Origin of the sequence: Streptomyces sp. NRRL S-337 (genome assembly GCF_000720175.1) — a bacterium.
In the GTDB taxonomy this organism is placed as follows: domain Bacteria; phylum Actinomycetota; class Actinomycetes; order Streptomycetales; family Streptomycetaceae; genus Streptomyces; species Streptomyces siderophoricus.
On record NZ_JOIX01000001.1, the window covers coordinates 200,232 to 214,763 of the forward strand.

Here is a 14,532-nt window from a genome sequence, read left to right on the forward strand (position 1 = left end):
AACCGCGCGTCCCTCCGAAGGACGAGTGGCCCGCCAGCTACATCGCCAGCCACACCGCCTGGTCCGGGCCCAGGCATCCGTCGTCGAGTGGGCCGCCGCTGGTCAGCAGTACCGCCTCGTGTGCGGGCAGCTCGTACGGCTCCGAGGAGAGGTTGACGATGCAGGCGAAGCCCGGTTCACGCTGGTAGGCGAGGACCCCGGCCGGGGCGTCCAGCCAGGTCAGGTCGCCGTCGCCGAGGGCGGGGTGGTCCCGGCGCAGGTGCAGTGCGCGCCGGTAGAGCTCCAGCATGGAGGCCGGGTCGCCGGTCTGGGCCGCGACACTGAGGTCCTTCCAGTGCGCGGGCTGCGGCAGCCAGGGCCGGCCGGTGGCGCCCTCGGGGCTGAAGCCGTACGGGGAGCTCTGCCCGGACCACGGGATCGGTACGCGGCAGCCGTCGCGTCCGGGGTCGGTATGGCCGGAGCGTTCCCAGATGGGGTCCTGCAGTACATCCTGGGGGAGGTCCTCGACCTCCGCGAGGCCCAGCTCCTCGCCCTGGTAGACGTAGGCACCGCCCGGCAGGGAGAGCATCAGCAGGGCGGCCGCGCGGGCCCGCCGGACGCCGAGTTCGAGGTCGAGGGGGCCTTCGGGCCGGTAGGGCGCGTTGGCGACCCACTTCTTCGCCACCGTACGGCCGAAGCGGCTGGGGTGGCGTACCACGTCGTGGTTGGAGAGCACCCAGGTGGCGGGTGCGCCCACGGAGCCGAGCGTGCCCAGCGAGCGGTCGATGACCTCCCGCAGGTCGGCGGCGTCCCAACTGGTCATCAGGAAGTCGAAGTTGAAGGCGGTGTGCAGCGCGTCCGGCCGCACGTAGGCGGCGAGCCGCTCGGGGGTGTCGGCCCAGGCCTCGGCGACGAACGACCGGTCGCCGGGGAACTCGTCGGCCACCCGCCGCCAGGCCTGGTAGATCGCGTGCACCTCGTCGCGGTTCCAGTACGGGTGGTCCGTTCCTTCCCCGGGTGCCGGCGCTTCCGCCGCGTCGCGGGTCGGCAGGTCGGGCAGTTCCGGGTCCTTGACCAGGCCGTGTGCCACGTCGATGCGGAAGCCGTCGACGCCGCGGCGGAACCAGAACCGCAGGACGTCCTCGAACTCCGCCCGGACGTCCTGGTGTTGCCAGTTGAGGTCCGGCTGCTCGGGGGCGAAGAGGTGCAGGTACCACTGGCCGTCGGGAAGCCGGGTCCAGGCCGGGCCGCCGAAGACGGACCGCCAGTTGTTGGGCGGCTCGGACCCGTCGGGTCCACGGCCGTCGCGGAAGTGGTAGCGCTCCCGTTCCGGGCTGCCGGGCCCCGCGGCCAGCGCCGCCCGGAACCAGGCGTGCTGGTCGGAGGTGTGGTTCGGCACGATGTCGGGGATGACGCGGATGCCGTGCCGGTGGGCCTCCTCGATCAGCGCCTCGGCGTCGGCCAGGGTGCCGAAGAGCGGGTCGATCGCGCGGTAGTCCGCCACGTCGTAACCGTGGTCGGCCATCGGCGACTTGTACCACGGGTTGATCCAGATGGCGTCGATCCCGAGCGACTTCAGGTAGGGCAGCCGGGAGCGGATGCCGGCTATGTCACCGACTCCGTCACCGTTCCCGTCGGCGAAGCTGCGGACGTAGACCTGGTAGATGACGGCGCTGCGCCACCACGGTGCGGGGTTGCTGGGCATGCTGCTGCGTGCTCCTCGGGGCTCTTGGGGCATCGATGTGCGGTGGGAGGGGACTACTTCGCCGCACCGGCGGTGAGGCCGGCGACGATCCGGCGCTGGAAGACCAGCACCATGATCACGAGCGGGATGGTGACCAGTACGCCCGCCGCCATCTGGCTGCCGAACGGGGTCTCGAACTGGCTCGCTCCGGAGAACTTGGAGATGGCCACGGGAGCCGTCTGCATCTCCGGCTTGTTCGTCATCGACAGCGCGATGAGGAATTCGTTCCAGGCGGCGATGAAGGTGATGATCGCGGTGGTGAACATGCCCGGCGCGGCGAGCGGGACGATGATCCTGCGGAACGCCTGGCCGCGGGTGCAGCCGTCGACCATCGCGGCGTGTTCCAGCTCCTGCGGCATCTGCCGGAAGAAGGCGGTCAGGTTCCACACCGCGAGCGGCAGCGTGAAGGACATGCTGGGCACGATCATCGCCTGGTAGCTGTTGATCCAGCCGAAGTCGACGAACATCTTCAGCAGCGGGACCACGATCGACACCACGGGGAACATGGAGGTGGCGATGATCAGGGTGAGCACCAGTCGCTTGAACCGGAACTCCAGCCGCGCCATCGCGTAGGCGGTGAAGGTGGCCAGGGCCAGCGCCACGGCGGTGGTGATGCCGGCCACCACGACGCTGTTGAGCAGCGCCCGGGTGAAGGACTCGGACGGGTCCAGGACCGCGAGGTAGTTCTCCAGCGAAAGCCGGGTCGGGAAGGGCGAGTTGGAGAAGATGTCGGCGGTCCGCCGCAGGCTGGAGACCAGCATCCAGTAGAACGGTGCCAGGCAGTAGGCGACGACCGCGGCGACCCCCGCGTACAGCAGCCCCTTGCGCAGTTTCGGGGAGAGGGTGTTCATGCCGCCACCTTTGTGCGTCGGTGCGCGCGCCACCGGCGGCGCAGCGGGGTCGGGCCGTCGTCACCGACGACGTCGGCGCCCAGCAGCCGGACGAAGGCCAGCGCGATCAGGAAGACATAGACGAAGAGGATCACCGCGTAGGCCGCGGCGGGACCGAAGCGCACGTTCGCCGCCTGGTCCTGGGCGAGCATGGACAGCGTCTCCACCGAGGTCTTCTGCGCGCCGATGAGGATGTACGGCAGGTCGAACATCCGCAGCGCGTCCAGCGTCCGGAACAGCACGGCCACCAGCAGTGCGGGCTTCACCAGCGGCAGGGTGATGTTCCAGAACTGGCGCAGCGCGCCCGCCCCGTCGATCCTGGCGGCCTCATAGACCTCCTTGTCGATCACCTGCAGCCCCGCCAGGACGAGCAGGCCGATGAACGGCGCGGTCTTCCACACGTCGGCGATGATGACCGCGAGCTTGGCGTGGAACCCCTCGGTGGTCCACAGGATGTGCTGCCCCGTGAGGGCGTTGGCCACGCCGTTGCTGTTGAAGATCCAGCGCCAGAGCAGACCGCTCACCGCGGTGGGGATGGCCCACGGCACCAGGATGCTGGCCCGTACCAGAGCCCGTCCCTGGAACGCACGGTGCATGATCAGCGCCATGGCGATGCCGATGACCGTCTCCAGGGCGACCGTGGTGCCGGTCAGGAACGTGGTGTTCCAGAAGGCGTTCCAGAAGCGTGCGCCGGCCGCGCCGAAGATCGCGCCGTAGTTCTGCAGCCCGACGAACGGATCGGTCTCGTTGACGAAGCCGGTCTTCGGGTTGAGGCCGGGGGTGCCGAAGAGCGAGTCCTTCAGCGCCACGATCGTCGGGTAGAGCACCACGACCGCCAGCACCAGCAGGGTGGGGGAGACCAGCAGGGCGGCGAGCCGGCCGGAACCGGAGGTGGCCCGGGCCCGGCGCTGCGGGTGCCTGGCCGGTAGGGACAGCGCGGGTGGCGCGGCCGGGTTCTGCGTCGTCACCATGGTGTGCTCCTCACTCTCCCGCAGACTGCTGCCGAAGGGTCTGCTGAAGGTCCTTCAGGGCCTGCGTGCTGCTCGTGCTGCCGGTCAGGGCCGCGTACGCCTGCTGCTGGATCGCCGCCGTGACATCGCCGTACCGGAAGACCCGGGGCCGCGGCACGGCGTGCAGGATCGACTGCTTGAGGGTGGGGAGGTACGGATACTGCTTGACCAGCTTCGGGTCCTTGTACAGCGCGTCGTAGGTCGGCGCGCCCGGTGCGCGGGAGAGCGTGAACCGCTGGACGTCCTGGCCGGCGAAGAACTTCATGAAGTCGATCGCCGTCGCCTTGTTCTCCGCCGAGGCCGACAGGGCCAGGTTGTGGCCGCCGAGACTGGAGGAGCCGGGGCCGTTCAGGCCGGGCAGTGGTGCGGCACGGAAGTGGCCGGCGACCTTGCTGGAGCCGTCCTTCTGGGCCATCAGGGGGTAGGCGTAGGGCCAGTTCCGCAGGAAGATCAGCTTCCCGGCCTGGAAGTCGCGGCGGCCGTCCTCCTCCTGGTAGGTGACGGCGTCCTTCGGGATCGTGCCGTCCTTGAAGGAGTTGACGAGGAAGTCCAGGCCTCGCTTCGCCTGCGGGGTGTCCACGTGCGGGATGCCCTTGGCGTCGGTGACTTCACCGCCGGCGGAGTTCACGGCCTCGGCGAAGTTGACCGTCAGGCCCTCGTACTTCTGGAACTGCCCCGCGTAACAGGACATCCCCCGCGCCTGGGGCAGTCGCTTGACCTTGGCGCAGTCCGCCTTCATCTCCGCCCAGGTGGCCGGCGGGCGGGCGATCCCGGCCTTCTTGAGCAGGTCGGTGCGGTAGTAGAGCATGCCGCCGTCCGAGCTCATCGGCAGCGCGTACAGACCGCCGCGGTACTTCCCGGTCTCGACGATCGGCTTGAGCATCTGCCGCAGCGGAAACCGCTCTTCGGGCAGCCGGTCGACCCAGCGGTGCGCGGCGAACTCCGAGGTCCACACGGCGTCGAGCGCCAGTACCGTATAGGCATCGGACTTCGTCTGGGCGTTCTGGATCATCTGCTGGCGCTGCGCGTCGGGGTCCGTGGGCAACTGGACGAAGGTGACCTTCTCCTCGGGGTGCCGCTTGTTCCAGCGGTCGATCACCGCCTGGACGGACCCGGAGGCGTCCTTGCCGCCGACGTAGGTGATGGGGCCGCGCCCCTCGAACGTGGGCCGGCCGCCGACCGCGGCGGTCCCGTTCGGGCCGCAGGCGGCGAGGGCGGCGAGCCCCGCGAAGGCCGCGCCCGCGCCCTGCAGCGCTCTGGTGGTTCTGCTCTTCACTGTCTCTCCTGGGGGTGCGAACCGGGGCGGTGGCCGGTCACTCGCTGGGAAGCCGCTCGCCGGTCGTGGCCGAGAAGAAGTACGTGCCGTCGGCCCGGAGCCGCAGGGTGATCCGTTCGCCCTTCCGGGGCGGGGTCCGCGGGTCGACCCGGGCGACGACGCCGGCCCCGGCTCCGGCGGTGACGCCCCCGGTACTGCTGCCGCCGTCGTGGTCACCCTGGAGGATTCCGTAGGCGTACGCCTCGGCGCCGAGCTCCTCCACCATCGACACCGCCATGCCGAGGCCCGGCTCGCCCGGCGCGACGGTCTCCAGCGCCTCGGGCCGGAAGCCCACCACGACGCGGTCGGCCCCCTCGGCCGCGACCGCGGTGAGCACGCGGCGGGGCAACGGCACCCGGGCGCCGCCGAGTTGGACGCCGTCGTCGGCCAGCTGCGCCTCCTGGAGGTTCATGGCCGGCGACCCGATGAACGAGGCCACGAACACATTGGCCGGCTCGTCGTAGAGGACGCGCGGGGCGGCGCACTGCTGGAGCACCCCGTCCTTGAGCACGGCGACGCGGTCGCCCATCGTCATCGCCTCGATCTGGTCGTGCGTGACATAGACGGTGGTGATGCCCAACCGGCGCTGGAGCGCGGCGATCTGGGTGCGGGTCTGGGTGCGCAGCTTGGCGTCCAGGTTGGACAGCGGCTCGTCCATCAGGAACACCTGCGGCTCCCGCACGATGGCGCGGCCCATCGCGACGCGCTGCCGCTGTCCGCCGGAGAGCGCCTTCGGCCTGCGGTGGAGGTACGCCTCCAGGTCGAGGATCCTGGCCGCTTCCTGCACCCGGCGGTGGATCTCGTCCTTCGGGGTACCGGCGACCTTGAGGGCGAACCCCATGTTGTCGGCGACGCTCATGTGCGGGTAGAGCGCGTAGTTCTGGAACACCATGGCGATGTCCCGGTCCTTGGGCGGCAGGTGGGTCACGTCCCGGTCGCCGATCCGGATCACGCCGTCGTCCACGTCCTCCAGACCGGCCAGCATCCGCAGGCTGGTGGACTTGCCGCACCCGGAAGGGCCGACCAGGACCAGGAACTCGCCGTCGGCGATGTCCAGATGGAGTGCGTCGACGGCGGGCCGGTCGGCACCCAGATAGCACCGGGTGACCTTTTCAAAACTCACTGTGGTCATGCGGAGGCTCAACCCTTCCCGGCAGCGGCCGCCGGATGGCATGGACAGGGGCGTGCAGAGCGTTACTGATTGCGCTGTCTCCGTCATCGAGTGGATGAGCTGGCAGGTCAAGAGCATGGAGGATCGCTCCAGACGGATACCGGTGACACCGCCGAGACAGCGCTTTCAAGCTAGGAGGGCACCCAGGGGAAGTCAATGCGTTACGCCCTGGTAATCCGCAGGTCATTCGGCTGTACCGTGCAGCTTCTATAAGGGAAAACCACCTGATATCGCCCCCTTGGCGGGCTCGTGACAGCGCTGTCATGAATGCCCGGGAACTCGTGCTCACCGTGCTACCTTCCGTGCATGTCACCAGCTCAACGGCACCCCACGATGGCCGACGTCGCCGAACGCGCCGGCGTCTCCGCCTCCACCGTCTCGCGCACCCTGCGCGGCTACGCCTCCGTCTCCGCCGAGGTCCGCGAGCGGGTCGAGCGCGCCGCCCGAGAGCTGAACTTCGCCATCTCGCGGCAGGCGGCCAGCCTCGTCACCGGCAAGACCGGAGTGGTGGCGGTGCTCGTGCCGATACTCAAGTCCTGGTTCGTCGGCTCGGCGCTGGAAGGACTCGGGCCGGTGCTGCGCGCGGCGGGCCTGGAGCTGGTGGTCTACTACGTGCCCGACATGGCCGCCCGGGCCGACTTCTTCGAGCGCCTGCCCGCGCGGCGGAACGCCGATGCCCTGCTCGTGTTCTCCTTCGACCTCACCGAGGAGGAGAGCGCCCGCCTGGACGACCTGCAGATGCCGGTCATATACGTCAGCCAGCACGCCGAGGGCCGGGCGAGCGTCTACGTCGACGATGCGGCCGGGGCGCTCGGCGGCACCCGGCACCTGCTCAACCTCGGGCACCGCCGGATCGGCTTCCTGCGGGCGATCGGCGTCAGTGGTTTCACCTTCAGCTCCAACGAGCGACTGACCGGCTACCGGCAGGCGCTCACCGAGGCGGGCATCCCGCTGGACGACGAGCTGGTGGTCGGCGCCGTCCTGGGGCAGGACCGCACCGTCGTGGAGGCGGTCGGCCGACTGCTCAGCCTGCAGCAACCGCCGACCGCGCTCTTCGTCGAGCAGGACGAGCTCGCCGTCGCCGTCCTGTCGACCCTGCGCACGAGCGGCTTCGACGTCCCCGAGCGGCTGTCCGTGCTCGGCTTCGACGACCACGACATCGCCCGCTGGGCGGGGCTGAGCACCATCGCCCAGTCACCCACGGACATCGGCCGGGCCGCCGGCGAGCTGGCCTGTGCGCTCATCGAAACCCCCGACGCCGACCGGGAACGACACATCGTCCTGCCCACGCACCTCATTCCCCGGGCCAGCACCGCCCCGCTCGTGCCGCCCTCCGCGGGGGACGACGGCGGGCGGGATGCGCCGTCGGGCGGGACGGGCACCGCCCCGGGGGACTGATCGGCGACGGCTTGCCCGGCACGGACCCGGTGCACCGCTGCCTGCGCACGCCGTCAGGCAGCGACCCTCCTGATGTCGTTCAATCCGGAATCAACTCCCTTGCCCGGCCTTCGAGGTGCGCGCATATGACCGCCCCCATACGCTGGCATGAACGGCACATCGATGTGCAGGTCGCTGTCGCATCGAGGTGTATGCCCGGACGCTGAGTGAGGCTCCGCTGCCGGCTCTCGTGCCTGGCAGTCGCCGAAGCCACGGCGTCCCCCAGCCACGGCGTCCCGCAGGGAGATCCCCATGGCCAAAAGATGCACCATGGCCAAGAGATGCACCATGGCCAAGCGACCGGCCCACCGTCCGGCCTCGGTCCACGCACTGGCCGGAATCCGGCTCTTCAACGGCATCACCGGCCTGCTGACGCCGTCCGTGCTCATCCTGCGCCTCGACCCGGACCACGAGCCCAGCCCCGCGGCCGTCTACGCCTTCCGGCTCTTCGGGATCCGTACGGTCCTGCTCGGCCTCGCTCTGCTGACCCACGACGGCGACCGGCTGCGTGCGGACCTGCGCGAGGGGGTCCTCATCCACGGCAGCGACACCCTGACGGCCGCGACGCTCGGCATCCGCGGCCAGCTGCCTGTGCGCACCGCCGTCCTGACCACGCTCATCTCGGCCACCAACACCGTCCTGGCCGCCACCGGCGGGGGCGCCGGGAAGAGCAAGCGGAAGTGACCGAGGGGCAGACCTCCTGACCGGTACTGAGCAAGGAGCACTGCGATGGGTATGCAACGACGCACCACCTCCCGCCGACCGTCCGCCGGATACCGAACGTCCCTCCCATGGCGGGTCGTCACCGGCATTTCCACCGCCGTCGACCGACGCATCGGCTGGGACAAACTGCCCGTCCTCCCGGGCCTGTTGACCCTTTTCGGGCTGCGCGTCAAGCTCCGCCAAAAGAACCTGCACGACACCACCGGACTGCCCACCGTCCATCGCCCCGACCCCGCACCACCGTCACCGAGCCACCGGGTCAACCGAACCGCCGACGGCAGCCACAACGACCTCGGTGAGCCGCGCATGGGCATGGCCGGAAGCCGCTTCGGCCGCAACATCCCGCTGGACCGCATCGCGCCGGCCACGGCCGAGTCCGTCCTCTCCCGGCCGAACCCACGAGAGGTCAGCCGGGCACTCCTCACCCGCCACGAATTGACCCCCGCCGACTCGGTCAACTCCCTGGTCACCGCCTGGCTCCAGTTCATGATCCGTGACTGGTTCAGCCACGGCACGAGCCCGACGGAACGCCCCTGGGAAGTGCCGCTCGTGGAGGACGATCCCTGGCCCGAGCGACCGATGCGGATCATGCGGACACCGGACGACCCGACCCGGGACCCCCACGCCCCCGCCGGGACACCCGACACCCGCGTCAATGTCTCCTCCCACTGGTGGGACGCCTCGCAGATCTACGGGTCCAGCCAGGAGGAGCAACGCCGTCTGCGCACCGGCGAGTTGGGAAAACTGCACCTCTGGAACAACGGGAAGTCCCCCTCGTCCCTGGACCCGGCCACCGACCCGTCGCTCGTTCCGGGCTTCTGGCTGGGCCTCGCCATGATGCAGAACCTCTTCGCCCATGAGCACAACGCGATCTGCGACCATCTGCACGCCGCCTATCCGTCGTGGGGTGACGAGGAGTTGTTCCAGCGTGCCCGGCTCGTCAACGCCGCGCTGCTCGCCAAGATCCACACCGTGGAGTGGACGCCTGCCGTGATCAGCCATCCCACCACCGTCAAGGCGCTGCGGGCGAACTGGTGGGGCCTCGCCGACGAGCGGGTTCACGACCTCTTCGGCCGGATCAGCGACAGCGAGGTCATCAGCGGCATCCCCGGCGGCCGGACCGACCACTACGGCGTCCCGTACGCGCTCACCGAGGAGTTCGTCGCCGTCTACCGGATGCACCCCCTCGTCCGGGACGACTGGCATCTGCGCTCCGCCGTGGACGACGCGACCCTGGGCGAGCGGACCTTCCGGGAGATCGCCGGCCCGGAAGCGCTGAAGGTCCTGGAAACCGTGCCCATGGCCGATCTCCTCTACAGCTTCGGAACGCTCCCTCCCGGTCTGGTGACCCTGCACAATTTCCCGAAGTTCCTGCAGGAATACGAGCGTCCCGACGGGCATCTGCAGGACCTGGCCGCCACCGACATCCTGCGCAGCCGGGAACTGGGCGTCCCCCGCTACAACGAATTCCGCCGGCTGCTGCGGTTGAAGCCCGTGGAGAACTTCGAGGAGCTGACCGACAACCCGGAGTGGGCAAGGGAGATCAAGCAGGTCTACGGGGACGACATCGAAAAGGTCGACCTCACGGTCGGCATGTATGCGGAGAAGCTCCCCAAGGGATTCGCCTTCAGCGACACGGCATTCCGCATCTTCATCCTGATGGCCTCCCGCCGGCTGAACAGCGACCGCTTCTTCACCGAGTACTACACCCCCGAGGTGTACTCCAAGGCCGGTATGACCTGGATCGACGACAACTCCATGGTCACCGTCCTGCTGCGCCACCACCCGGAACTGCGCACCGCCCTCGCGGGTCTGAACAACGCGTTCGTACCCTGGCACACGGCTTGACGACCCGGGCACGCTGTCCCGGCACGACGGGCGGAAGGCCGGCGAGCAGCGCGCCGCCTTGCAAAGCCGGCTCGGGAAAACGGGTTGGGCGGGGATGACAGGCCGCGCACACCTCCTCGTGACCGGCTGCGGCTTCCACGTCGCCTGCATCGACTCGCCCGGTCACGGCGACCGGCCGCGTACCGCGCACGACGAGCAAGAGATCGCCGCGATGCTGGCGGCGAGGGCGGCGGGCGAGCCGGAAGGCCCCGTCGCCGTCCGCTACAACGCCCACCTGGCGGAAGGTGCCGTACCCGAGTGGCAGGCGACCCTGGACGCCCTCCACCGCTGCACCCCGGGGTTGAGGCTGCGCCTCCGAGGATGGATCCGCGCGGCCCAACTGCGCTTGCTCGGCAGGCTGTTCATCCCAGCCAGCGGGGAGTGAACAGTGAACACCACATGGAACTCTTCCCGAGCGTGCACATGCAGCCCCTGCCAGGCAGAGAAGCCCCGACGGGCGTGGTAGTTGCAGCCTGGCTCGGGGCATGGCCCGTACGGCAGTTGACAGTCCGAACACCGCACGTCAGAGTCCCGGCGTGAGCCAGACCAACGATCTGACGCCGCCCGAGGAACGTATATGGCGGGCCTTTCCGCGCGGCGAGTCCGTCGACTTCCGTGCCGCCGAGAACGAGGATCCGGCCCTCGGGGACACCTGGGGTGCCGAGCGGACCGTACGGGCGAGCGTGCTGCGGGCGCTGCTGCTCAAGGCTCCGCGGGAGGACGGGGAGATAGCCGCGCTCAAGATCAAGGGGGCGCGGATCACCGGCATACTGGACCTGAAGTACGCCACGATCGACGCCGCCGTCCGGCTGAGCCACTGCCACTTCGACGGCGTTCCCGACCTGTACGGAGCCCAGCTGCGGCAGCTCAATCTGAGCATGTCAGTGCTGCCCGGCCTGACCTCGGCGGCCCTGCGGGTCGAGGGGGTGCTGCGGATGACGGACTGCCGTATGCGGGGGCCGGTGCGGCTCGGCGGGGTGCAGATCACCGGGGCGCTGTTCATGGAGCGGGCGGAATTCACCGCACCGGACGACTCCGAACCGGTGCTGCAGCTCAACCAGGCCACGATCGGGGACGACTTGTGGGCGCCGGAGATGCGCGCGCACGGACAGGTACGGCTCACCGGCGCCTCCGTCGCCGGGCGGATCAACCTGCAGGACGCCGAGTTCATCACCTCCGGTGGCACCGCGCTGGACGCCCAGAACCTCCACGTGGAAGGCCATGTACGGGCGCGGTGTCTACGTGCGCAGGGCCGGGTCGAGCTCCGCGGCTCCCGTATCGCGGGCCGTCTCGACCTGCTCCACGCCCGCCTGTCGCATCCGGGCGACACGGCTCTGCGGGCGAGCAGTTGTGTCATCGGTGAACTTTGGCTGCGCAGGGGCGATCGCATCGAGGGCGCCCTGAATCTGCGGCGTTCTCACATCGAGATCCTGACGTTGGAACCGGAGATGCTGCCGGACCAGGTGTTTCTCAGCAATCTCCGGTACACCGTACTCGCCCCGCACGAGCCCGCCGAGCGCCGACTGCCGATGCTGGAGCGGGACGGCGAGCGGTACGATCCGCACGGCTACGAGCAGTTGATGGCGGCCTACCGCCACGTCGGTGACGACGACGCGGCCCGGCTCGTCCAACTCGCCAAGCAGCGCCGCCGACGCACCACGCTCATCTGGTACGGACGGCTGTGGGGATACGTCCAGGACGCCACCGTCGGCTACGGCTTCCGTCCGTTGCGCGCGGCGGTCTGGCTGCTGTCCCTCATGGCCATCGGATCGATCGCGTACGGCCTGGACCATCCACGCCCCGTCAAGGTGGACGAGGCGCCCGACTTCAACCCCGTCTTCTACACCCTCGACCTGCTCCTGCCGATCATCAACTTCGGCCAGGAGTCGGCGTTCGCCCCTGCCGGCTGGTACCAGTGGCTGTCGTACGCCCTGATCATCACCGGATGGATCCTGGCGACGACGATCGTCGCAGGCGTGACCCGCACGGTCAGCCGCCAATGACCTTCTCGTCCGGGGGCACCCCGATCAACCGGCGGCCTCCTCCTCGACCTTGCCCTCGCCCTCGTCCTGCTCCACGTCCATGCGACGGAACTCCTCATACACAGCCGTCCCCGGCTCCGCCACGTACACCTCGAAGCCCGACCAGTCGGTGTCGTGGAACTCGCGAAAGAACAGGTTGGCGATGCTGTCGTTGATCTCGACCCCGACCACCTGGAGGGCCGGTATCCGGAACGGCTTTTCACGCGGCCAAGGCTCGTCGCCCTCGTCGTCCAGGTGGATGTCGATGCCGAGCAACGGAAGGTCGTCCGAGGCGAAGGTTTCGGCGTCTGCCAGATAGAGGTGGTCGTAAGACAGGTCGTGGCCGGTGTAGGGAGCCGCAGCGAGCACCATGTCAGGGCCCAGCCCCCGGTACTTCTCCTTGTCGACCGGAGTGACGTACGAGACGGCACGGTCGTAGGCGCAGACGTCCTCTGAGCCTTCCTCGTGCGTGACCGGCAGCTCCAAGGCCTGCAACAGCCGCTCCCAGCCGGCGGGGTCGGTGAAGTCGGTCCGGAGGACGGGAGCGGCGTCCGTGCGGGGCAGCTTCGGCATGTGATGACGCTTCATGTGGTGGACCCTAGCGCCGGGCACTGACAGCGCGAGGGGCGCGCGACCAGGCCGAGCGCCGCCGCAGGGCGAGTGATGATCTCCGTGATACCTTCGGCGTCGCCGTGCACCACTGCACATTCGAGGAGGTGAGTCCGATCAACACTGTGACACGTCGGGACTCCCTCCTTCGCATGGCCTAGGGAGCGCCCGCACCAGGCATCCCGAAAGGCTTGAAACGCTGATGCGCTTCACCTCTCAGACGTCGTCGGACGGCGTCACCGAACAGTTCTTCACCCTCGACGAGATCCCCGGCGTGCTGTGGACGCCGGAAGACGCCCGCGGTACTCGTCCCCGCCCCCTGATACTGCTGGGCCACGGCGGCAGGCAGCACAAGACCGCCCCTGGCACCGTGGCCCGCGCCCGCCACTACGCCGCCGCGGGTTTCGCCGTCGTCGCGATCGACGCGCGCCCCACCACGGCGACCGGCCCAAGGGCGAGGAGTTCGGCCGGATCGCGGCCGGAATGCGGGCCGGCATGGTGCGTTCCTGGTCCAGTGGGACGACCAGATGGTGCCGCGGGACCAGAGCCTGGCATTGTTCGACGCCTTGGCCTCGGCCGAGAAGACGCTGCACGCCAACCCCGGCAAGCACGGCGAGGTGCCGTCGTTCGAAGTCGACAGCTCGCTGCGGTTCTTCGCACGGCATCTGAGGCACGGCATCTGAGCTGACGCGAGGGCGTAGTGCTCGACGCGCCGGCCGGAGCTCGTTCCCGGCCGGCGCGTCCGGACCTGGACCGTGCGGCATCACCTGCAGGGCCGCCATCACCGGTAAAGATGTGCCGTCCCCAGTAGGGAGCACCCTCACTGGTAGGGGCCGCCCCGGTAGAACCTGCTTCCGCCCGAACGCGGCCGGTCGTCTCTGCGATGCGCGGCGTCGGACCGCTCATCCGGCGCCGAGCGCTCGGCAAGGGCGCGCAACCTTCCCAAGCCGGCCAGGACTTCGGGGCGGTGGTCGGCCCGCTTCAGCCACACGGGGAGCCGTGGGAACATCGCCATCGTCGGCGAAGCGGTGTGTTGCCGCAGCACTGCGCTGACATAGGCGGCCAGCTCATCGATGTGCTCCTCGTTGTACGCCCACAGGATGTGCCCGGCACAACGGGTCTGCAGCCACAACGGCTGCCGGAAGAACGGATCCTCGGTGCCGCCCAGCGCCGCGCCCACGAGTGCGGCGCCCTGCACCTCGGCCTCCCATTCACCGGTGGCCCCGCACACCGCGCACACGAGACGGCGCGGCATGAACATCAGCTCACTGAAATACCGAGGTGCCTCAAGGCCCGGCCTGAGTATGACGATTGCGCGGCCTCCACACCGCGGGCACACCACCAGAATCCGGCCGGAGAACTGCGCCAGCCACCGTCCCCGGTCGGTGTGACGTGTCGGACCGCTCGACTCAGACTTCATGCCGAGCACCATGGCACATCTCCCAGCAGTCCATTTGGCCGGCCACTGCCCTGATGGTCGGCCCAGGTCAGCAGGTGGCCGGGTCCGGATATGCGTCCGGGGGCAGGTTGTGGATCAGCTGTGTCCAGTGGTTGCGCCGGCTCAGTGCGCACAGGTGGGCTGCGGTGGCGTCCGTGTCGGTGTCCCACAGTCGTACGGATCCGTCGTCGCTCGCGGTGGCGAGTGTGCGGCCGTCGGGACCGAAATCCACCTTCGTCACGGTGCCGGCGTGCCCGGTGAGGACGGCCGCTGTCCGGTGGGTGGCCATGTCCCACAGGCGTACGGTC

General features: G+C 69.4%; 12 protein-coding genes and 2 pseudogenes. 6 read left to right on the top strand and 8 right to left on the bottom strand.

What is annotated here, in order from left to right:
• Positions 1-37: 37 nt before the first annotated feature.
• Genes IG62_RS0100840 through IG62_RS0100860 form a run of 5 tightly spaced genes read right to left on the bottom strand, consistent with a single transcriptional unit; the run spans position 38 to position 6,070 of the window.
• Entirely contained in the window at positions 38-1,684 is a 1,647-nt protein-coding gene (locus tag IG62_RS0100840) for a glycoside hydrolase family 13 protein (protein WP_030796247.1), read from the bottom strand.
• 53 nt (positions 1,685-1,737) lie between these two features.
• On the bottom strand, positions 1,738-2,574 hold the full coding sequence (locus tag IG62_RS0100845; RefSeq protein ID WP_030796248.1) for a carbohydrate ABC transporter permease: 837 nt from the start codon (positions 2,572-2,574) through the stop codon (positions 1,738-1,740).
• The gene (locus IG62_RS0100850) at positions 2,571-3,584 is read right to left on the bottom strand and encodes a carbohydrate ABC transporter permease (protein ID WP_051797363.1); all 1,014 of its coding nucleotides are present in this window, start codon (positions 3,582-3,584) and stop codon (positions 2,571-2,573) included. The genes IG62_RS0100845 and IG62_RS0100850 overlap by 4 nt, the downstream gene beginning before the upstream one ends.
• A gap of 10 nt (positions 3,585-3,594) precedes the next feature.
• Complete coding sequence (locus IG62_RS0100855) at positions 3,595-4,899, bottom strand: ABC transporter substrate-binding protein (RefSeq protein WP_030796250.1); 1,305 nt, start codon at positions 4,897-4,899, stop codon at positions 3,595-3,597.
• A gap of 37 nt (positions 4,900-4,936) precedes the next feature.
• Positions 4,937-6,070 (bottom strand): ABC transporter ATP-binding protein, encoded by a 1,134-nt coding sequence (locus IG62_RS0100860; protein WP_030796253.1) that lies wholly within the window; start codon positions 6,068-6,070, stop codon positions 4,937-4,939.
• Positions 6,071-6,415: 345 nt separating this feature from the next.
• Here IG62_RS0100860 and IG62_RS0100865 point away from each other — a divergent pair, with 345 nt between their 5' ends.
• From IG62_RS0100865 to IG62_RS0100885, 5 genes and pseudogenes are all read left to right on the top strand, one after another.
• A complete protein-coding gene (locus tag IG62_RS0100865; RefSeq protein ID WP_324604600.1) occupies positions 6,416-7,507 on the top strand; it encodes a LacI family DNA-binding transcriptional regulator in 1,092 nt (363 codons plus the stop codon).
• Positions 7,508-7,834: 327 nt separating this feature from the next.
• Complete coding sequence (locus IG62_RS0100870) at positions 7,835-8,230, top strand: hypothetical protein (RefSeq protein ID WP_030796257.1); 396 nt, start codon at positions 7,835-7,837, stop codon at positions 8,228-8,230.
• A gap of 45 nt (positions 8,231-8,275) precedes the next feature.
• Positions 8,276-10,117, top strand: a complete 1,842-nt coding sequence (locus tag IG62_RS0100875; RefSeq protein WP_234326119.1) for a peroxidase family protein — start codon at positions 8,276-8,278, stop codon at positions 10,115-10,117.
• A gap of 94 nt (positions 10,118-10,211) precedes the next feature.
• Positions 10,212-10,439: pseudogene (locus IG62_RS0100880) on the top strand (alpha/beta hydrolase); the annotation flags it as partial.
• A gap of 202 nt (positions 10,440-10,641) precedes the next feature.
• Complete coding sequence (locus tag IG62_RS0100885) at positions 10,642-12,159, top strand: hypothetical protein (RefSeq protein ID WP_051797371.1); 1,518 nt, start codon at positions 10,642-10,644, stop codon at positions 12,157-12,159.
• Between the two features lie 24 nt (positions 12,160-12,183).
• Here IG62_RS0100885 and IG62_RS0100890 read toward each other — a convergent pair whose 3' ends face one another.
• Positions 12,184-12,765, bottom strand: a complete 582-nt coding sequence (locus IG62_RS0100890) for a DUF6924 domain-containing protein (RefSeq protein WP_158794937.1) — start codon at positions 12,763-12,765, stop codon at positions 12,184-12,186.
• Positions 12,766-12,988: 223 nt separating this feature from the next.
• Here IG62_RS0100890 and IG62_RS41165 point away from each other — a divergent pair.
• Positions 12,989-13,469: pseudogene (locus IG62_RS41165) on the top strand (alpha/beta hydrolase family protein).
• 137 nt (positions 13,470-13,606) lie between these two features.
• On the opposite strand, the gene IG62_RS0100900 reads toward IG62_RS41165, so the two are convergent.
• Together IG62_RS0100900 and IG62_RS49765 are read right to left on the bottom strand one after the other, a co-directional pair.
• A complete protein-coding gene (locus IG62_RS0100900) occupies positions 13,607-14,218 on the bottom strand; it encodes a hypothetical protein (protein WP_234326121.1) in 612 nt (203 codons plus the stop codon).
• Between the two features lie 55 nt (positions 14,219-14,273).
• A complete protein-coding gene (locus tag IG62_RS49765; protein ID WP_030796270.1) occupies positions 14,274-14,513 on the bottom strand; it encodes a WD40 repeat domain-containing protein in 240 nt (79 codons plus the stop codon).
• Between the last annotated feature and the right edge of the window lie 19 nt (positions 14,514-14,532).